The sequence below is a fragment of the Janthinobacterium sp. JF4 genome (assembly GCF_059617925.1).
The window spans coordinates 43,348-61,914 of record NZ_JCAQAV010000027.1; the positions used below are offsets into that span (position 1 = coordinate 43,348).

An 18,567-nucleotide genomic window follows, 5' to 3' on the forward strand; every position below is an offset into this window, starting at 1 on the left:
ACGGCGGCCTGAGGGTCGCCGTTTTTTTTGTCCGGTTTTTGACTTTTGACTTTGCCTTTGCGGCCACTTTCTGCACAAATACGGCAAGTCAGGCATACTATCGCGCAGTGTCGGCATGATGCCGGCAGAACCAGATCACGGGCGCTGTCCGCTCCACGGAACGGGCGGCGTCCTCAACCGACAGCACACAAGGAGTCAACATGACCATCAAGATCGGCGACACCCTGCCAGAAGGCACCCTGGCCGAATTCATCGAAAGCGAAACCGAAGGCTGCGCACTGGGCCCGAACACGTTCAACGTGCAAGACCTGGTCAAGGGCAAGAAGATCGCCATCTTCGGCCTGCCAGGCGCCTACACCCCGACCTGCTCCGCACAGCACGTGCCAGGCTACGTGCAGCACGCTGCCGACCTGAAGGCCAAGGGTGTCGATGAAATCTGGTGCATCTCCGTCAACGATGCGTTCGTGATGGGCGCCTGGGGCCGCGACCAGAAAGCCACCGGCGTCGTGCGCATGATGGCTGATGGCAATGCTGCCTACAGCAAGGCCCTGGGCCTGGACGCCGACTTTAGCAAGTTCGGCATGGGCACGCGCTCGCAGCGCTACTCGATGCTGGTCGACAATGGCGTCGTGACGCAATTGAACGTCGAGCAGGGCGGCAAGTTTGAAGTGTCGAATGCCGAGACGCTGCTGGGCCAACTGGCCTAAGCAGAGTGTAGCTTGGGTGGACCTGTGCAGGTCGGCGTAGGTCGGCTTAGCGCAGCGTAAGCCGACGAGCTGCGTTCGCACCGCGTTTGCTTCAGCATTGTTGGATTACGCGCTACGCGCTAATCCAACCTACGCAATAAAAACGGCGCCATCGGCGCCGTTTCTTTATTGCACCTGCGGCTTGGTCGCTTCGAACATGGCCGCGTCGATGCTGAACGAATAATCGTCCTGCAGCGCGAAATACTGGCGCGCTTCCTCGGGCGCGCCATCGAACAGGTTGCGGATGGCCGCTACTCTTTCGCCTGGCGTGCGCATGCGCGCCACCCACTCGTCGAACTGCATCGTCAGTTTCCACACGCTGCGCAAGCTGTGGCTAAAACCCGCCTTGTCTAACTTGGCGCCCCATTCGCACGTGCGGTAGTCGCGCACGTGGGAAGCGTCGCGCAGCATTTCCACCGCCTGCAGGGTGCTGTCGTACAGGGCCGTCTTCGGCGCGACGATATCGACCACCAGCAAGGTGCCGTTCGGGCGCAGCACGCGCCACGCTTCGGCCAGGGCTCCCGCCACGTCGTTCCAGTGGTGGGCGGAAAAGCGCGTGACGACCATGTCGAAGCTGGCGTCGGCAAACGGCAGGCGGGCCACGTCGCCCTGTTGCGTGCGGATGTTGTGCAAGCCGCGCTGCACCCTGGCGCAGTCGACGACGTCGAGCATCGGCTGCGCCAGGTCGTAGGCGACCACCGATTGCGCCACGGGGGCGACGGCGAAGCTGGCGTGGCCGGCGCCGCAGCCCAGGTCCAGCACATGTGGTTTGCCTTGCTTGCCGTGGCGGCGCGCGCATTCCTGCATCAGCACCAGGTCGGCGCCTTGCGCGTGTACCGCGCTGCTCAGGTAGGCATTCGCCGTCTTGCCAAACTGTTCGGTAACGACATCGTGCTGCTGCATGGTTTTCTCCTGTGGATGGGTGAGTTCCTGCAGAATAAGGATAAAATTATCCTGTAACAAGACCATAACTTATACTGGTATATTCACTACCATGCAGGCATCTCATGTCGAATAAGCTCGCTGAATTCATCCGCGCGCGGCGCGAAGCCGTCACGCCCGCCATGGCCGGCTTGCCCGGTGGCGGGCGGCGGCGCACGCCGGGCTTGCGGCGCGAAGAGCTGGCGCAGCTGTGCGATGTCAGTCCCACCTGGCTGACGTGGCTGGAGCAGGGGCGGCCCGTGTCGGCGTCGGCCAAGATGCTGGCCCGCCTGGCGCAAGTACTGCAGCTGAGCGCTGCCGAGCGCGCCTATCTGTTCGAGGTGGCCGACAAGCATGACCCCAGCCATGGCACAGGCGAGGGCGAGGGGCCGGCCGCCGCCGAGCTGGCCGTCATCGTTACTGCCATCGATGCGCCCGCGTATATCCTCGACGGGGAATGGAATGCCGTGGCGTGGAACGGGGCGGCATCGACCTTGTTTGCCGGCTGGCTGCAGGACGACGCGGCAGCGCCGAACCAGTTGCGCTTCATGTTCCTGGACGCGCGCGCGCGCGAGCTGGTCGTCGGCTGGCCCGAGCGGGCGCAGCGCCTGGTGGCGGAGTTTCGTGCCGACATCGGCCGGCAGGCGGACCAGGCGCCGCTGGCCGGCCTGATCGCCGAACTGGCCGGGGCCAGCCTTGAGTTTCGCCAGTGGTGGGGCGCGCAGCAGGTGCAGGGCCGTGATGGCGGCTTGCGCCAGTTCCGGCACGCGCAACAGGGGCTGCTGGCGTTCAATCAGGTGACCCTGCACCTGGCGCGGCAGCATGAGCTGAAACTGGTGATGCTGTTGCCGGTGGCATAAGGTAAAACGGCCGCGCTTGCTATAATCGGGCTGACCGCCTGGCCCTGCCTCTCCAGACCATGCTGTCCTGGCTCCGGCCGTCGCCATGATGACGGCCCCGCTCTTTCGCCAGGAGTCTGTCCTGCTACCCCGCAATCCCAACCTGCGCAGCATCTACGTGATGCTGGTCGCCGTCGCCATGTTTTCCCTGATGGACACGGCCATGAAGCTGCTGTCCGCCCATTATCCGCCCATGCAGGTGACGGCCTTGCGCGCGCTGTCGTCCTTGCCGCTCGTGTGCCTGTACCTGCTGTACCGTGGCGCCTTCAAGCATGTGATGCGGGTGCGCTGGCCGCTGCACTTGCTGCGCGGCGCGCTCGGCGTGTCGATGATCACCCTGTTCGCCTACGGCTTGAAGCGCATGTCGCTGGCCGAGGCGTATTCGCTGTTTTTCGTCGCCCCCTTGCTGATCACGATCCTGTCGGTGTTTATCCTGAAGGAAAGAGTCGATCTGGCGCGCTGGTGCGCCATCGCCGTGGGCCTGCTGGGCGTGCTGGTGGCGCTGCGCCCCGACGGTTCCGGATTCTTTTCGCTGGCCGGGCTGGCCGTGCTGGGCTCGGCCGCCTGTTACGCCATTTCCGCCGTCACGGGCCGCATCCTGAGCCGCACGGACGCCAGCGAAAGCATGGTCTTCTGGCTGATGGTGATGATGGCCCTCGGCGGCGTGGCCCTGTCGGCGCACGAGTGGGTGAGCATCCGCCGCGAAGACTGGTGGTTGCTGGCGGGCTTGTCATTGAGCGGCTTCCTGGGTCAGCTGGCCATTACGGAAGCGTTTCGCCATGGCAAGGCGTCCAGCGTGGCGCCGTTCGAGTACTCGGCCCTGGCCTGGGGCATGGCCCTGGACTGGATGCTGTGGCGCGCCTTGCCCGACGAATACACTTTGATTGGCGCGGCCATCATCATCGGCAGTGGCATTTACCTGGTGCGCAGGGAGGCTGTGCACGCCGAGAGCGAGCACCCCTGATGCCGCCTGGTGCTTTTTTCGGCGGCAGGCATGCCGGGCCGCAACTGGATATAATCGTGAAATGTTAAAACAACGCACTATCAAACAACAGGTCCGCACCATCGGTGTCGGTTTGCACTCTGGCACCAAGGTGGAGCTGATCTTGCGTCCTGCCGCGATCGACACGGGCATCGTGTTTCGCCGCACCGACCTCGATCCCATAGTGGAATTTCCTGCCAGCGCCATGGCGGTGGGCGATACGCGCATGGCTTCCGTGCTGATCAAGGATGGCGCGCGCGTTTCTACGGTGGAGCACCTGATGTCGGCGGCGGCCGGCCTGGGCATCGACAATATGGTCATCGACGTGAATGCGGAAGAAATTCCCATCATGGACGGTTCCGCCTCGTCCTTCGTCTACCTGCTGCAGCAGGCGGGCGTGGAAGAGCAGCAGGCGGCGAAGAAGTTCATCAAGGTCGTCAAGCCCGTGGAAGTGCGTCACGGCAAGGGCGACGCCGAGAAATGGGCGCGGCTGTCGCCGTATGACGGCTTCAAGCTCGATTTCTTCATCGAATTCAATCACCCGGCCGTCGATGGCACGATGCAGCGCGCCTCCGTCGACTTTGGCGACGTGTCGTACGTGCACGACGTGGCGCGCGCCCGCACCTTCGGTTTCATGCAGGACGTGGAAAGCTTGCGTGGCATGGGCCTGGCGCGTGGCGGTTCGCTGGAAAACGCCATCGTCATGGACGAGTACCGCATCCTCAATGCCGATGGCTTGCGCTATGAAGATGAGTTCGTGCGCCACAAGATCCTCGACGCCATCGGCGATCTGTACCTGGTGGGCCACCCCTTGCTGGCCTACTACACGGCGCACAAGTCGGGCCATGCGCTGAACAACCAGTTGCTGCTGGCGCTGCTGGAACAGCCGGAAGCGTATGAAATCGTCTCGTTCGCCACCAACGAGGCGGCGCCGCAATCCTACCTGCGCCAGATGGAGCGCGAGTGGTCGTTGACCTGATCTGAGGGACACCTCTTTAAACCTACTGCGCGTCGGTATAGGCGACCTGCGATGCTCACCGCACCTTCGTACGGTTGCGCTTCTTAGCCACCTCTTCCTTCCGCTCGCTACGGTTTTCTGAGGTGTCAAGATGTTGTCGGGCAGTCTTAATCTTTAGGTTCGCGGTGGTGGCGGACCATGTTGCGCAGCGCCGCGATCAATTGTTCGTTCTGCTTCGACGCCGGCAGGGCTGTGCTCAGCTCTTCCAGGGCCGACATGGCTTTTTCCGGCAAGACCAGCGCCCGCGTATGCACGATGGGCGCGATGCTCTTGATGACTTGCACTTTCAGCTTGATGCCTGAAATCTGCCAGCCCTTTCTTTCCAGTTCCCCTTGCAGTTTCGGCAATTGCTGCTTGAGCTTGGCCGCCAGCGCCGCGTTCGGCGTGGCCAGCACCAGCTGGCCGCTCTCGAATTGCAGGATGTCGCAATGCTCGAACATGGCCGGCAAAGCCTTGGCGCAATCTTTTTGCAGGGCTGCCAGGCGCGTGACGGTGGGCATCAGGGAGGCCATCGTCGCGTTGCCGCGTAGAAAATCGGTTGCGCCCGTCGCGGCCGGGCCGGAACGGGCAAAGCCGTAGCCGCGGCGCGGTGCCGGAGAATAAGTGGGAGTTCGCATGGCCGAAACATAGCACACTCGCCCGCGCATGACGAGTGCGGCGACGGGTGCCGCGCAAGCGGCCCGGTCGTATTGCCTTACAGTATGGGAAATGTCCCCAATTTCTGCCATTTGTTTGTCATTAAGCTATTGTTATATGGCGCATTACCCCAACCATGTCGGGAACGCATGATAAAATCATCGTCTTTTGCCATAGTCGAACTCCGTGCGGTGACGCGATTACTCCCTCGTTGTTCCCTACCGAGCTTTTTTTAACGGCGTTTTTTCAAGAATTCAAGCATGTCATTACTGACCCAGATTTTCGGTAGCCGCAACCAGCGGCTGCTCAAGCAATACCAAAAAACGGTACGCGAGATCAATGCGCTCGAGCCGGCCATCGAAAAGCTGTCGGATGCCGAGCTGCAAGCGAAGACGCCTGCCTTCAAGGAACGCATCGCCGCCGGCGAATCGCTCGATGCCTTGTTGCCGGAAGCCTTTGCCGTCTGCCGCGAGGCCAGCAAGCGCGTCCTGCGCATGCGCCACTTCGATGTGCAGATGATCGGCGGCATGGTCTTGCATTTCGGTAAGATCGCGGAGATGGGCACGGGCGAGGGCAAGACCCTGATGGCAACCTTGCCAGCCTACCTGAATGCCTTGTCGGGCAAGGGCGTGCATATCGTCACCGTCAATGATTACCTGGCGCAGCGCGATGCCGAGACCATGGGCCGCCTGTATGCGTGGCTGGGCCTGTCGACTGGCGTCAACATGTCGCAGATGGAGCACAGCGCCAAGCAGCAGGCGTACAACTCCGACATCACGTATGGCACCAACAATGAATTCGGTTTCGACTTCTTGCGCGACAACATGGTCTACGAAGCGCGCGAGCGCGTGCAGCGCAGCCTGAACTTCGGCATCGTCGATGAAGTCGACTCGATCCTGATCGATGAAGCGCGTACGCCGTTGATCATTTCGGGCCAGGCCGAGAACCATACCGACCTGTATTACAAGATCAATGAAGTGCCTGCATTGCTGACCTTGCAGATCGGCGAAGAAACGCCGGACGGCAAGGGCAAGGTTGACGTGCCGGGCGACTACACCAAGGATGAAAAGGCGCACCAGGTGCTGCTGACGGAAGCCGGCCACGAAAAGGCGGAAGGCATCCTGATGGAAATGGGCCTGCTGCCGGAAGGCGCTTCGCTGTACGATTCGGCCAACATCACCCTCGTGCATCACCTGTATGCGGCCCTGCGCGCGCATGCGCTGTACTTCAAGGATCAGCACTATGTGGTGCAGAACAATGAAGTGGTGATCGTCGATGAATTCACGGGCCGTCTGATGACGGGCCGCCGCTGGTCCGATGGCTTGCACCAGGCCGTCGAAGCGAAAGAAGGCGTCAAGATCCAGAACGAGAACCAGACCCTGGCCTCGATCACCTTCCAGAACTACTTCCGCATGTACGCCAAGCTGGCCGGCATGACCGGTACGGCCGATACCGAAGCGTACGAATTCCAGGAAATCTACGGCCTGGAAACGGTCGTGATCCCGCAAAACCGTCCGCTGCAGCGCAAGGACCGCCAGGATCAGGTCTACAAATCGTCGGCGGAAAAATACAACGCGATGTTGAACGACATCCGCGACTGCTACGAGCGCGGCCAGCCCGTGCTGGTCGGCACGACCTCGATCGAGAACTCGGAACTGCTGTCGGGCATCCTGACCAAGGCCGGCTTGCCGCACAACGTGCTGAACGCGAAGCAGCATGCCCGCGAAGCGGAAATCATCGCCCAGGCAGGCCGTCCGAAAGCCATCACCATCGCCACCAACATGGCCGGTCGCGGTACCGACATCGTGTTGGGCGGTAACGTCGAAAACCAGATCAAGTTCATCGAAGCCAATGCTGAACTGAGCGACGCCGACAAGGCAGCCCAGTCGCAGACCCTGCGCGATGAATGGCAATCCTTGCATGACCACGTGGTCAATGCGGGCGGCTTGCACATCATCGGCACCGAACGCCATGAATCGCGCCGCGTCGACAATCAGCTGCGTGGCCGTGCCGGCCGCCAGGGCGATCCGGGTTCGTCGCGCTTCTACCTGTCGCTCGACGACGCGCTGCTGCGCATCTTCGCCGGTGACCGCGTACGTGCCGTGATGGACCGCCTGAAAATGCCGGAGGGCGAACCGATCGAGGCGGGCATCGTCTCGCGTTCGATCGAATCGGCCCAGCGCAAGGTGGAAGCGCGCAACTTCGACATCCGCAAGCAATTGCTGGAATACGATGACGTTGCCAACGACCAGCGTAAAGTCATCTACCAGCAGCGTAACGAGTTGCTGGAAACGACCGATATTTCTGACATGATCGGCTCGCTGCGCCATGGCGTGTTCACCGACCTGGTGCACGAGTACGTGCCGCATGAATCGGTGGAAGAACAGTGGGATATCAAGGGCCTGGAAAGTACCCTGTCGAGCGAATGGCAGCTCGACTTGCCGCTGCAGCAGTTGCTGGAAGCCGATGCGACCCTGACGGACGAAGAGATCCTGGATAAAGTGCTGGTCGCTGCCGATGCCGTGTACCAGTCGAAGATCGATATCGTCGGCAAGGAATCGTTTGGCGGCTTCGAACGCAACGTCATGCTGCAAAGCGTGGACAGCCACTGGCGCGAACACCTGGCGGCGCTCGATCACCTGCGCCAGGGTATTCACCTGCGCGGTTATGCGCAGAAGAACCCGAAACAGGAATACAAGCGCGAAGCGTTTGAACTGTTTGGCCAGATGCTCGACATGATCAAGAACGACGTCACGAAACACGTGATGACGGTACGCATCCAGTCGCGCGAAGAAGTCGACGCGGCAGAACAGGCGATGCAGCAGTCGCACGTGGAAAACGTGCACTACCAGCACGCCGAGTTCGACCCGAACGCTGCGCCGGAAGAACTGCTGGCGCCCGCTGCCGGCGGCAACATGGACAACGTCGACGACATGAGCGTGAGCATGGGCGTCAAAGTGGGCCGCAATGACCCTTGCCCATGCGGCAGCGGCAAGAAGTACAAAGCCTGTCATGGAAAATTGGCGTAAAGCCGGTTTGACAGCTTGAACAAAAACGGAGACCGCGGTCTCCGTTTTTTTATGCCCAGCATGTCCTGCCCTGTCCCTATTCAGGGAAAGGCCCAGTATTGCGGTGCCTGCGCCGGAATGCCTTTCAATCCGCCACGGTTCTTTGCGCGTTGCCCCGTCTTGATCATGGTGGCGATATCGGTCAGCAAGACGCGGTTGCTGGCAAAGTAATCGTGCCCCATGAAATTCATGATGACGGCCGAGGCGTCGACGAGTTCCATGCCGGGTATGCCGACGACGGGGCCGCGGATATCGCCTATCCTGTCCCAGTCGGCAAAATTGTAGGAAGCGCGGATCGCCTTGTCGTTCGCGGAAGCGTACAGGGTGGCGGGGAGCTTGAGACTGGCAAAGCGGGGGGCGATCTGTGCGCGGAAGACATCGGCATTGATGTCCGGCGCCGCCAGCACCACCTGCTTGAACAGGGGCAGCAGGTCGGGGCGCTTTTCCAGCAAGTTGGCCAGGGCCAGCGTCATCGGACGGTTGCCCATGCTGTGGGCGATGAGGTAGATATCCGTGGCGGACGAGTTCTCCGCGAAGTCGGCCAGGAAGGCCTGCAGGTGCGCTTGCGTCCATTCGGCTGAATTCTGGTCGTATTCATAGCCGGTCAGCGTGCCTTTCGACGGCCAGCTGTAGAACACGGGCAGGGCGCCGATATCGAGGTCGACCGCCATCTGGGCCGTGCGCCGGGCGGCGTCGTCAAACGAGTTGCTATAGCCATGGATATAGATGAAGGCGGCGCGGCGTTCCGGGGCGGCTAGTATCCTGGCCTTGACGGTGGCGAGGAAATCCGCGTGCGACAGGCGCGTGGCTCCCTTGATCAGCACGTATTGTTGCGCATCGTCGCTCGACACGATGTCGTACCAGGGCGGCAGCGGCAGTTCGCCCGGCGCTCGTTTTTCAGGGATGCTCACGAGGACGCTGCCGTAGCTCAGGTAGGGCACCGCGCGGTTGGGCTGCCAGCCATAGTTGCGGCTGCTGGCCTGATATTGCCTGTCGGTGGCGTAATACACGGTGACGTGCAAGGCGCCAGCCGGCGGCCGCTCTTTGTCGGACTTCAGCGTGCCGCCGCTGCCGATGCTGCCGGCCAGGTTGCCGAGCAAGCCACCGATGCCCGACCATGAACTGCTCCATGGCAAGGTTGGCGGTGGCCGCGCTACCTCGGCAGGCGGCGCTGCGGATGCCTGTCCGGCAGAGTCACCGCCCGTACGGTGCGCCGCTTGATCCTGCACCGTACAGGCCGTCAACCAGGCCAGCAGGCATAACACACGCAACAGGCATGACAGACCCGCATCGCTGTGCTGTTTTCGGTTTGACTGACCATGCGCCATGACGTCCTCCCTGGGCGGCGCGCTTGCCAGACTCGCTATCGTCTGTTCCTGTATCTTAGCGTCGCCATGCGGCATGGTTCTGATAAATCGCAAGCCTGGCCATGCTGCCGGTCCGCTTCGGCGCTGTCCGTGTCGCTGCGACTATTCCCTTGCCGCATGTTCACCGGGGCCGCGAAGGCGCTACAATAGCGCTTCCCTTTTCCCTTGCAGAAGAACTCCTATGGCCGTCAATTCTCCCAAGCCCGTCGCCGCCGACCTGAAAGCCGTCGCTGGCATTGAAATCGGTGTTGCCGAAGCTGGCATCAAGAAACCCAATCGCAAGGATTTGCTGGTATTGAAACTGGCGCCGACGGCCACCGTGGCCGGCGTGTTCACCTTGAACCGCTTCTGCGCCGCGCCCGTGCAAATTGCGAAAGCCAACCTGGCCGCCGTGACGGCCGGCGCCGCGCCGATCCGCGCGCTGCTGGTCAATACGGGCAACGCGAATGCGGGCACAGGCGAATCGGGCTTGGCCGACGCGCAGGCCAGCTGCGCCGCGCTGGCCGAGCTGCTGGGCTGCACGCCGCAGCAAATTTTACCGTTTTCCACCGGCGTGATCCTCGAACCCTTGCCCGTGCAGCGCCTGATGGCCGGCTTGCCGCAAGCCGTATCGGCATTGACATCGGACAACTGGTTCTCGGCCGCCGAAGCCATCATGACCACCGACACGCAGCCGAAAGCCGGTTCGCGCACCGTCACCATCGGTGGCCACGCAGTCACCCTGACGGGCATCAGCAAGGGCGCCGGCATGATCAAGCCGAACATGGCCACCATGCTGGGCTTCCTCGCGTTTGACGCCACCGTGGCGCAAGCGGTGCTGGACCAGCTGGTGAAGCAGGCGGCCGACAAATCGTTCAACTGCATCACCATCGACGGCGACACCTCCACCAATGACTCGTTCATGCTGGTAGCCACGGGCGCCGGCAGCCTGGTGATCGATTCCATCGACTCGCCGCACTATGCTGAACTGGCCGCCGCCGTCACCGAACTGTCTACTTTTCTCGCGCAAGCGATCGTGCGCGACGGCGAAGGCGCGACCAAGTTCATGACCGTGACCGTGGAAGACGGCCGCAACGTGGAAGAATGCCGCAAGATCGCCTATTCCATCGCCCATTCGCCGCTGGTGAAAACTGCGTTCTTCGCCTCCGACCCGAACCTGGGCCGCATCCTGGCCGCCATCGGCTATGCTGGCGTGGACGACCTGGACGTGGGCCAGTTGAATCTGTACCTGGACGACGTGTGGGTGGCCAAGAATGGCGGCCGTAACCCGGACTACCAGGAACAGGATGGCCAGCGCGTGATGCAGCAAAGCGAAATCACTATCCGCGTGAAGCTGGCGCGCGGCGATGCCACGGCCACCCTGTGGACGTGCGACTTGTCGCACGACTACGTGTCGATCAACGCCGACTACCGCTCATGACCGGCCTCGATCAATTCCTGATCCGTGCCGAGGCCTTGCTGGCGAGGGTGGAAGCGATCCTGCCGCAGCCGATGCCCGCGCCGGACTGGAGCAGCTTTGCCTTCCGCTGGCGCCGGCGCCAGGGCGCGGCAGCTTATTTGCAGGCCGTGGCCCACGTGTCGAACATCGCCCTGGATGACTTGCACAATATCGGCACGCAAAAAGCGCAAATTGAACAGAACACGCGCCAGTTCGTGAGCGGCCGTCCGGCCAACAACGTGCTGCTGACGGGCGCGCGCGGCACGGGCAAGTCTTCCTTGATCAAGGCCTGTCTGAACCAGTTCGCCGGCCAGGGCCTGCGCCTGATCGAAGTGGATAAAGCGGATCTTGCCGACTTGCCCGACATAGTCGATCTGGTGGCGGCGCGCCCCGAGCGCTTCATCATCTTTTGCGACGACCTGTCGTTCGAAGAGGGCGAGAGCGGCTACAAGGCGCTGAAGGTGGCGCTCGACGGCAGCATCGCCGCGCAATCGGACAATGTGCTGATCTATGCCACCTCGAACCGGCGTCACCTGATGCCGGAACGCATGTCCGACAACAGCAGCTACAAGACGGACGACGATGGCGATTTGCATCCGGGCGAGACGGTGGAAGAGAAAATCTCGCTGTCCGAGCGCTTCGGCCTGTGGCTGTCGTTCTATCCGTTCAAGCAGGACGATTACCTCGATATTGCGGCGCACTGGCTCGCCTCGTTCGGCTGCACGCCGGAGCAGATCGCCGCAGCGCGCGGCGATGCCCTGCGCTGGGCCTTGCAGCGCGGTTCGCGCTCTGGCCGGGTGGCCTGGCAATTCGCGCGCGATTATGCTGGGAAACTACCTGCGGGAAAGCTGCCGCAATGAGCGACGTGAAAATCAAACCGGTGGACGTCGCCGTCGGCATCCTGATGAAGCCGAATGGCGACGTGCTGCTGGGCCAGCGCCCGGCCGGCAAGCCGTATGACGGCTATTGGGAGTTTCCTGGTGGCAAAGTCGAACCGGGCGAAGCCATCTTTGACGCCTTGAAACGCGAGTTTGTCGAGGAACTGGGGCTGCATATCGACAGCGCCGAGGCCTGGTGCGGCATCGAATATGTGTATCCGCACGCCCATGTGCGCCTGCATTTCTATATCAGCCGCGAATGGCGGGGCGAGCCGCAAAGCCTGGAAGGACAGGCATTCGCCTGGCAGGGCACGGTCGGCGTGGAACCCTTGCTGCCGGCCACCATTCCCCTGCTGGCATGGCTCGACGAGGTGCGCCGCGCATCGCTGGCGCCTGCCTGAGTTCCACTTGTGCCAGCGGACAGCGCCATGCTGCGCGCTGGCGCAAGCTTTCCTGTGACTTCCCTTGTATCGCGCGCGCTTTGCGCTACAGTGCTTGCATCACGCACCGGGGAGTCTCGCATGCCGCTGACACTGACCTTTACCGATACCGATGAACTGCTGATCGCCGCGCTGCACAAGCGTGCCCGCGCGCATGGACGCAGCATCGAAGAGGAGCACCGCGATATCTTGCGCAGCGCCTTGCGGCCGCTGCCGAAGCGCCCGCTCGACGATATTCTGCGCGCCATGCCCGACGTGGGACTGGACACGGATTTCGAGCGCCGCTCCTGACCCGCCATGCCTATGCCCGCCTATCTGGTCGATGCGGATGTGATCGTTGCGGCGCGCAAGGGCGCCGCTGCGCCGCCTGGTGTCGCGGATTTTTTCGAACGGGTGGCGCCGGAGATGCGCTATGTACCGGTGCAGGTGATCGCGCAATTGCGCGTTGGCATACAGCGCAGCTGGCGGCGCGAAGCGGCGCTGGAAGCACTGGCGCTGGAAGGCTGGCTGGAGGCCGTGCTGGCAGAGTATGCGCCGCGGCTGCTGGAATTCGACCTCGATTGCGCGCTCGTGTGTGCGCGCCTGCATGCCTGCGGCCATGGGCATGGCGCCGATGGGCAGATCGCGGCGATGGGCATCGCGTATGGCGTGACGGTGGTCAGTGGCAGACTCGACAGTTTCGCGGCACAGGGGCTGCGCCTGGAAAATCCGTTTATTTGAGGCTAATTGCGGCTTACTGCGGTTTGTTGTCTTCGTCCGCGAGGGGATCTTCGAACGGGTCGGCGGCGGGGATTGTGTATTTCTCTTCGGCCCAGGCGCCCAGGTCGATCTGCTTGCAGCGTTCCGAGCAGAAGGGGCGGAATTTGTTGGCTTCAGTCCATTCGACTTTGGCGGCACAGGTAGGGCAGTTAACGACGGTCATGATGGGGCAAATAAGTAACAGTTAAAAATTACAGAGCGTGAGCTCGAACGGAACATCTTCTTCCAGCGGCTTGGGTTTCAAGTCGCCACCCTGGGTAGTGAAGCGCACCCACAGCATGTATTTGTTGGCGGAGATTTCCGGGATGGCGCCGCTGTTTTCATCCAGGCTCAGGCGCAGCATCTGGTACACCTTGCCTTGCAGCATTTGCTGGTAGCTGCCGCCATTGGCGATCAGTTTGACGGATCCGCCGGAATCGCGCAGCAGGCGCAATACGAGGGCCAGCGCGTCGAACAGGGGCGCGAGCGGGGCGAACCAGGCGTGGATATCGGCCAGGCGCTGCTCGGAGCTGCGTTTTTGCCAGGCAAAGTAGGACGGCAAGTCGAATTCGCAGGCGCCGCCGGGGATGATGGTGCGGCCGCGAATGCTCATCAGCCATTCATTGTCGCGGATATTCTGGCCCGTCTTGCCTTGCGCCGCTACCAGGGCGCCGCTGACACTGTCGAGTTCGCCGAGGATGGCATCGAGCGTTTCCGGCTCCACATTCGGATTGCTGCGGTAGCCTAGCAGGCTCTGGCGCTGGCGCTCGAGTTCCTGCAGCAGGTCGGACTTCAGGTCGGCGCGGCCAGCCACTTCGAGCATGTCGAAAATAGTTGCCAAGGCGACATGGTGTTGCATTGCATGCTCTTGCTGGATGAAGAACTTGAATTTGTCGTACAGGTCTTCCAGCCGCAACAAGGTACGTATGCGTTCGTTGAAAGGGTATTCGTAGACAATCAAAATAATTCCCTTAAGTAAGGACCTGCAAACAATCCCGTGATTTTGAACCAAGCGTCGACAAATTACAAACGTTGCGGCCCGATTCCAGCCATTCTTTTTGAAAATGCCAGATATAAATCGTGCAACTGGGCAATCTGCGGCGCCAGGGCGGCCAAATCGCCGTTATTGTCGATCACATCGTCCGCCGCCGCCAGGCGCATGGCCCGCGTCGCTTGGGTGGCCATGATGGCTCTGACTTGTTCTTCCGATAAGCCATTGCGCGCCATCACGCGTGATATTTGCAAACTCTCCAGGCAATCGATGACGAGAACCCGGTTGACCCGCTCCACCCATCCGCCGGACTCGACGAGCAGGGGCACGGCAAAGATCACGTAGCTGCCCGTCGCTGCGGCGGCCGCCGCCAGGGTGGCCTGGCGGATGCGCGGGTGCAGGATGGCTTCCAGCCTGGCCTTGGCGGCGGCGTCGGAAAACACGAGCTTGCGCATCTTGGTGCGGTCGAGGGCGCCGCGCGCATCGGCGTAGTCGGGACCAAATTCCGCCACCAGGGCGGGCATGGCCGCGCCATTGGGCGCCGTCAGGCTGTGGGCGATCTGGTCGGTGTCGACGATGGCGGCGCCGCGCGCGGCGAACAGGTCGGCCACCGTGCTCTTGCCGCAACCGATGCCGCCGGTGAGGCCCACGCTGAAATAGGGAGCGTTGTGTCGTTGCATGTATTTATCCATAGGGTGTGCAGCGCCGCGCCGGTCAGCCGGTCAGACCCAGCGTGAGGCGCGACAGGGGCGTGCCGTACAGCAGCGCGATCAGGCCGGCCGCCGCCAGATAGGGGCCGAACGGAATCGGTTTGTCGCGCCCCCGCTTGGCAAACACGATCAGGCCGATGCCGACCACGGCGCCCACCAGCGACGACAACAATATGATCGTCGGCAGCATGGCCCAGCCCAGCCACGCACCGAGCGCCGCCAGCAATTTGAAGTCACCATAGCCCATTCCCTCCTTGCCTGTCGCCAGCTTGAAGGCCCAGTACACGGCCCACAGGGCCAGGTAGCCGGCGGCCGCGCCGATGACGGCGTCTTGCAGCGGCACGAAGGTGCCATTGATGTTGACCAGCAGTCCCGCCCACAGCAGGGGGAAGGTGAGGTCGTCGGGCAGCATTTGCGTATCGGCGTCGATGAAGGTCATGGCGATCAGCAGCCAGGCAAACACGAGCGTGGCCAGGCCCGTCCAGCCGCTGCCGAAGTGCCAGATCAAGAGGGCCGACAGCGCGCCCGTCAGCAGTTCCACCAGCGGATAGCGCACGGAGATGGGGGCCTTGCAGGCGCTGCACTTGCCGCGCAGCAGCAGGTAGCTGATGACAGGGATGTTTTCCATGGCCGTGATGCGGTGGCCGCAGGCGGTGCAGTTCGAGTGCGGCAGCATCAGGTTGTAGCGGTCCGTGTGCGGCAAGGGCAAGCCGCTTTCTTCCGCCACGTAATTATCGGATTCGCGCAGCATCATTTTCGGCACGCGGTGGATCACCACGTTGAGGAAGCTGCCGACGATCAGGCCGAACAGGGCGGCGGCGAGGGCGACAGGCAAATTGCCGGGCGCGGCGAACAGCAGGGTATCTTGCAGCATGGTGAACTTGTCTGAGGGGATGCATGTTGCCGCGCAAACATTGCCTGGCACTGCCGCAGTGTAAAACATCTGCCGGCGCATGGGGGGCGTTTTGCGCGATGGCACCATCAAATCACGGCCCCCAGCTTGAAAATCGGCAAATACAGGGCGATCACGAGCGAGCCGACCAGCACGCCCAGCACCACCATCAGCGCCGGTTCCAGCAGCGTGGAAAGGGTGGCCACCGTGGCATCGATGTCGGCCTCGATGATATCGGCCGCGCGCGACAGCATGGCGTCGAGGGCGCCCGATTCCTCGCCGATCAGGGCCAGTTGCGTCAGCAGCGGGGGAAATACGCCGCTGTGCTCCATGGCCAGGGCCAGGCTGCCGCCGGCGCGGATTTCACGTTCGATGCGCGCCGTCGCTTCCTGGTACAGCGCGTGGCCGGAGGCGGCGCCCACCAGGCCGAGCGAGTCGAGCAGCGGCACGCCGGCGGCGAACATGGCGGCCAGGGTGCGCGTCCAGCGGGCGATCGCCGCCTTGCGCAAGAGGGGGCCGAACACGGGCAGGCGCAGGGCCCGCAGTTGCGTGTTGCGCCGCCAGGCGGGCCAGCGGCGCCAGGCCAGGTGCAGCAGCAGGCAAGCGAGCACGAGCGCCGCCAGCATGGCCAGCCAGTAGCGGACAACAAGGTCGGACACGCCCATGACGACCAGGGTGGGCAGCGGCAATGGCGCGCCGAAGCTGTCGAAGACCTGGCGAAAGGCGGGCACGACCACGCTCATGATGATGGCCGTGACGACGATGGCGACGAGCACGATGGCCAATGGATACATCAGCGCGCCGCGCACCTGCCGCCGCAGGGCGATGGCCTTTTCCTGGTGCGTGGCCAGGCGTGCCAGCAATTCCTGCACGATGCCGGCCTGTTCGCCTGCCGCCAGCAGGTTGCAATACAGCTCGTCAAACAGCAGGGGAAATTGGCGGAATGCCTGCTGCAGGCTGCTGCCCGCTTCGATATCGTGGCGCAAGTCGCGCATCAGCTCCGTGATCGCGGGTTTGGCATGGCCCTTGCCGGCGATGTCGAAGGCGTGCAGCAGCGGCACGCCGGCCGCCATCATGGTCGACAGCTGGCGCGTAAACAAGGCGATATCCTTGCGCATGATGGCCTTGCCCGGTGCGGCGCGCGCAGCCTGCACCCGGCTGGCCAGGATGCCTTCGCGTCTCAGCGCGGCCATGGCCGCGCTGGCGTCGGCCGCGCGCAAGACGCCCTCGGCCGCCTTGCCATGGCGATCCGTGCCCTTCCACGCAAAGCGCCGCTTGGCCACGATGTGTACCTCCTGCCGTCACGGTAGCAGCGTCGGGCAAAAGCACCAGCGGCGCTGGCGGCAAGCTTGATCTGGCTCAGCTTTTCGTGGTTTGTATTTCCGTCTGCACAACGGCCTGGGCCTTCACGTCGGCCGCATCATCCTCGTCGCTGTCCGTGCCCTTGCTGATGCTTTCGCCATCGTCGCGGCGCAGGGTCCAGAAGGTCAGCGAGGACAGCACCGTCAGGGCGGCCAGGGTCAGGAAGGTATGGTGCAGGGCGGTGCTGAGCATGGCGCGATCCGACTGCGGCATGTCGCCCAGGTACCAGCCCGTGATCAGCGAGCCGAAGGCGAGGCCAAAGCTCATCGACAGTTGCTGCATCGAACTGGCGATGGTGCTGGCCATGCTCGAATCGCTCTTGTCGACGTCGGCATACGCGATGGTGTTCATGCTGGAAAACTGCAGCGAATTGAAAAAGCCCATGCACAGGCTGATGGCGACGATCACGTACAGGGGCGTGCCCACGCCCACCAGCGAAAACATAGCGATGGTAACGCCGATCAGCACGGTGTTGACGATCAACACCTGGCGGTAGCCGAAGCGGGCCAGCACGCGCGCGGAAATGAACTTCATGCCCATGGCGGCCGCGGCCGACGGCATCATCAGCAAGCCCGATTGCCAGGCAGGCAAGCCGAGGCCCAGCTGGTATAGCAGCGGCAACAGGAAGGGCAAGCCGCCCACGCCCAGGCGCGTGACGAAGCCGCCCACGACGGAGACGCGGAAGGTGCGGATCTTGAACAGGGTCAGGCGCAGCAGCGGGTGCAGCACTTCGCTCGAATGCCAGGCATACGCGGCCAGCAGGCTGATGGAAATGAACAGCAGCACGGCAAACGAGGTGCCGTCGATGCGGTGTTCGCCGAAGATTTCCAGCAGCCACGACAGCAGCGCGATGCCCGTGCCGAACAGCACCAGGCCGATCAGATCCAGCGGACGGGGCTTGTCGCCGTAGTAGTCAGGCATGTAGCGGTGCGCCAGGTACAGCGCCACCAGGCCGACGGGCACGTTGACGAAGAAAATCTCGCGCCACGACAGCCAGTGCACGATCAGCCCGCCCACCGTGGGCCCCAGCAGGGGGCCGATCAGGGCGGGGATGATGACGAAATTCATGGCCGCCAGCAATTGCGACTTGGGAAAGGTGCGGATGATGGTGAGCCTGCCCACCGGCATCATCATGGCCGCGCCCACCCCTTGCAGCAGGCGCGCGGCCACCAGCATGGGCGCATTCACGGACAGGCCGCACAGGATGGAGGCGATGGTAAAGATGGCGACGGCGGCGGAAAACACGCGCCGCGTGCCGAAGCGGTCGGCCATCCAGCCGCTGATGGGAATGCACACGGCCAGGCTCAGGATGTAGCTGGTGACGACGGCCTTCAGGCTCAGTGGCGTCACGTTGAGGCTGGCGGCCATGGCGGGGATGGCGGTGTTGACGATGGTGGAGTCGAGTTGCTCCATGAACAGGGCGGTGGCGACCACCCAGGGAAGGTAGCTTTTAATCGGGGAACTGGTCATGGATGCGGGGC

19 protein-coding genes are annotated in these 18,567 nt (G+C 62.8%); 10 read left to right on the forward strand and 9 right to left on the reverse strand.

Features of this window, described 5'->3' with window-relative positions; translation table 11 throughout:
* Positions 1-200: 200 nt before the first annotated feature.
* Entirely contained in the window at positions 201-707 is a 507-nt protein-coding gene (locus tag AC54AF_RS18745; RefSeq protein ID WP_071325280.1) for a peroxiredoxin, read from the forward strand.
* Positions 708-872: 165 nt separating this feature from the next.
* Here the strand turns inward: AC54AF_RS18745 and AC54AF_RS18750 are convergent, their stop codons facing one another.
* A complete protein-coding gene (locus AC54AF_RS18750) occupies positions 873-1,649 on the reverse strand; it encodes a class I SAM-dependent methyltransferase (protein ID WP_496637738.1) in 777 nt (258 codons plus the stop codon).
* A 104-nt stretch (positions 1,650-1,753) separates the two neighbouring features.
* Between AC54AF_RS18750 and AC54AF_RS18755 the strand changes: the two genes are divergently transcribed.
* The 3 genes from AC54AF_RS18755 to lpxC all read left to right on the forward strand — a co-directional run bounded on the left by AC54AF_RS18755 (position 1,754) and on the right by lpxC (position 4,527).
* The gene (locus AC54AF_RS18755) at positions 1,754-2,527 is read left to right on the forward strand and encodes a helix-turn-helix transcriptional regulator (protein ID WP_496637739.1); all 774 of its coding nucleotides are present in this window, start codon (positions 1,754-1,756) and stop codon (positions 2,525-2,527) included.
* Between the two features lie 160 nt (positions 2,528-2,687).
* The gene (locus tag AC54AF_RS18760; RefSeq protein WP_496637760.1) at positions 2,688-3,530 is read left to right on the forward strand and encodes a DMT family transporter; all 843 of its coding nucleotides are present in this window, start codon (positions 2,688-2,690) and stop codon (positions 3,528-3,530) included.
* Positions 3,531-3,591: 61 nt separating this feature from the next.
* Positions 3,592-4,527 carry a UDP-3-O-acyl-N-acetylglucosamine deacetylase gene (gene lpxC, locus AC54AF_RS18765; protein ID WP_496637740.1) on the forward strand — a complete coding sequence of 312 codons (936 nt, stop codon included), beginning with the start codon at positions 3,592-3,594 and terminating at the stop codon, positions 4,525-4,527.
* Between the two features lie 146 nt (positions 4,528-4,673).
* Here lpxC and AC54AF_RS18770 read toward each other — a convergent pair whose 3' ends face one another.
* The gene (locus AC54AF_RS18770; protein WP_131689257.1) at positions 4,674-5,183 is read right to left on the reverse strand and encodes a DciA family protein; all 510 of its coding nucleotides are present in this window, start codon (positions 5,181-5,183) and stop codon (positions 4,674-4,676) included.
* 279 nt (positions 5,184-5,462) lie between these two features.
* Here AC54AF_RS18770 and secA point away from each other — a divergent pair, with 279 nt between their 5' ends.
* Positions 5,463-8,231 (forward strand): preprotein translocase subunit SecA, encoded by a 2,769-nt coding sequence (secA, locus tag AC54AF_RS18775; RefSeq protein ID WP_496637741.1) that lies wholly within the window; start codon positions 5,463-5,465, stop codon positions 8,229-8,231.
* An 80-nt stretch (positions 8,232-8,311) separates the two neighbouring features.
* On the opposite strand, the gene AC54AF_RS18780 is transcribed toward secA, so the two are convergent.
* Positions 8,312-9,535, reverse strand: a complete 1,224-nt coding sequence (locus tag AC54AF_RS18780; RefSeq protein WP_496637761.1) for an alpha/beta hydrolase — start codon at positions 9,533-9,535, stop codon at positions 8,312-8,314.
* A gap of 283 nt (positions 9,536-9,818) precedes the next feature.
* Here AC54AF_RS18780 and argJ point away from each other — a divergent pair, with 283 nt between their 5' ends.
* The 5 genes from argJ to AC54AF_RS18805 all read left to right on the forward strand — a co-directional run bounded on the left by argJ (position 9,819) and on the right by AC54AF_RS18805 (position 13,113).
* Positions 9,819-11,057 (forward strand): bifunctional glutamate N-acetyltransferase/amino-acid acetyltransferase ArgJ, encoded by a 1,239-nt coding sequence (gene argJ / locus AC54AF_RS18785; RefSeq protein WP_496637742.1) that lies wholly within the window; start codon positions 9,819-9,821, stop codon positions 11,055-11,057.
* Positions 11,054-11,935 carry an ATP-binding protein gene (locus AC54AF_RS18790; protein ID WP_496637743.1) on the forward strand — a complete coding sequence of 294 codons (882 nt, stop codon included), beginning with the start codon at positions 11,054-11,056 and terminating at the stop codon, positions 11,933-11,935. The genes argJ and AC54AF_RS18790 overlap by 4 nt, the downstream gene beginning before the upstream one ends.
* Positions 11,932-12,354 carry an NUDIX domain-containing protein gene (locus AC54AF_RS18795; RefSeq protein ID WP_496637744.1) on the forward strand — a complete coding sequence of 141 codons (423 nt, stop codon included), beginning with the start codon at positions 11,932-11,934 and terminating at the stop codon, positions 12,352-12,354. The genes AC54AF_RS18790 and AC54AF_RS18795 overlap by 4 nt, the downstream gene beginning before the upstream one ends.
* A 120-nt stretch (positions 12,355-12,474) precedes the next feature.
* Positions 12,475-12,684, forward strand: coding sequence for a FitA-like ribbon-helix-helix domain-containing protein (locus tag AC54AF_RS18800; protein WP_131689251.1), 210 nt, complete (start codon positions 12,475-12,477; stop codon positions 12,682-12,684).
* A 6-nt stretch (positions 12,685-12,690) separates the two neighbouring features.
* Positions 12,691-13,113, forward strand: a complete 423-nt coding sequence (locus AC54AF_RS18805) for a PIN domain-containing protein (RefSeq protein WP_496637745.1) — start codon at positions 12,691-12,693, stop codon at positions 13,111-13,113.
* A 13-nt stretch (positions 13,114-13,126) separates the two neighbouring features.
* Here the strand turns inward: AC54AF_RS18805 and yacG are convergent, their stop codons facing one another.
* The 6 genes from yacG to AC54AF_RS18835 form a co-directional block, all read right to left on the reverse strand.
* On the reverse strand, positions 13,127-13,318 hold the full coding sequence (yacG, locus tag AC54AF_RS18810) for a DNA gyrase inhibitor YacG (RefSeq protein ID WP_034748814.1): 192 nt from the start codon (positions 13,316-13,318) through the stop codon (positions 13,127-13,129).
* Between the two features lie 18 nt (positions 13,319-13,336).
* Positions 13,337-14,092: a cell division protein ZapD gene (gene zapD, locus AC54AF_RS18815; RefSeq protein ID WP_131689248.1), complete on the reverse strand. Its 756-nt coding sequence runs from the start codon at positions 14,090-14,092 to the stop codon at positions 13,337-13,339.
* A 62-nt stretch (positions 14,093-14,154) separates the two neighbouring features.
* Positions 14,155-14,802: a dephospho-CoA kinase gene (coaE, locus tag AC54AF_RS18820; RefSeq protein WP_131689247.1), complete on the reverse strand. Its 648-nt coding sequence runs from the start codon at positions 14,800-14,802 to the stop codon at positions 14,155-14,157.
* Between the two features lie 34 nt (positions 14,803-14,836).
* Entirely contained in the window at positions 14,837-15,706 is an 870-nt protein-coding gene (locus tag AC54AF_RS18825; RefSeq protein WP_496637746.1) for a prepilin peptidase, read from the reverse strand.
* 107 nt (positions 15,707-15,813) lie between these two features.
* Positions 15,814-17,010, reverse strand: a complete 1,197-nt coding sequence (locus AC54AF_RS18830) for a type II secretion system F family protein (protein ID WP_496637762.1) — start codon at positions 17,008-17,010, stop codon at positions 15,814-15,816.
* A gap of 73 nt (positions 17,011-17,083) precedes the next feature.
* Positions 17,084-18,556, reverse strand: coding sequence for a DHA2 family efflux MFS transporter permease subunit (locus tag AC54AF_RS18835; RefSeq protein ID WP_496637747.1), 1,473 nt, complete (start codon positions 18,554-18,556; stop codon positions 17,084-17,086).
* Positions 18,557-18,567 lie beyond the last annotated feature (11 nt).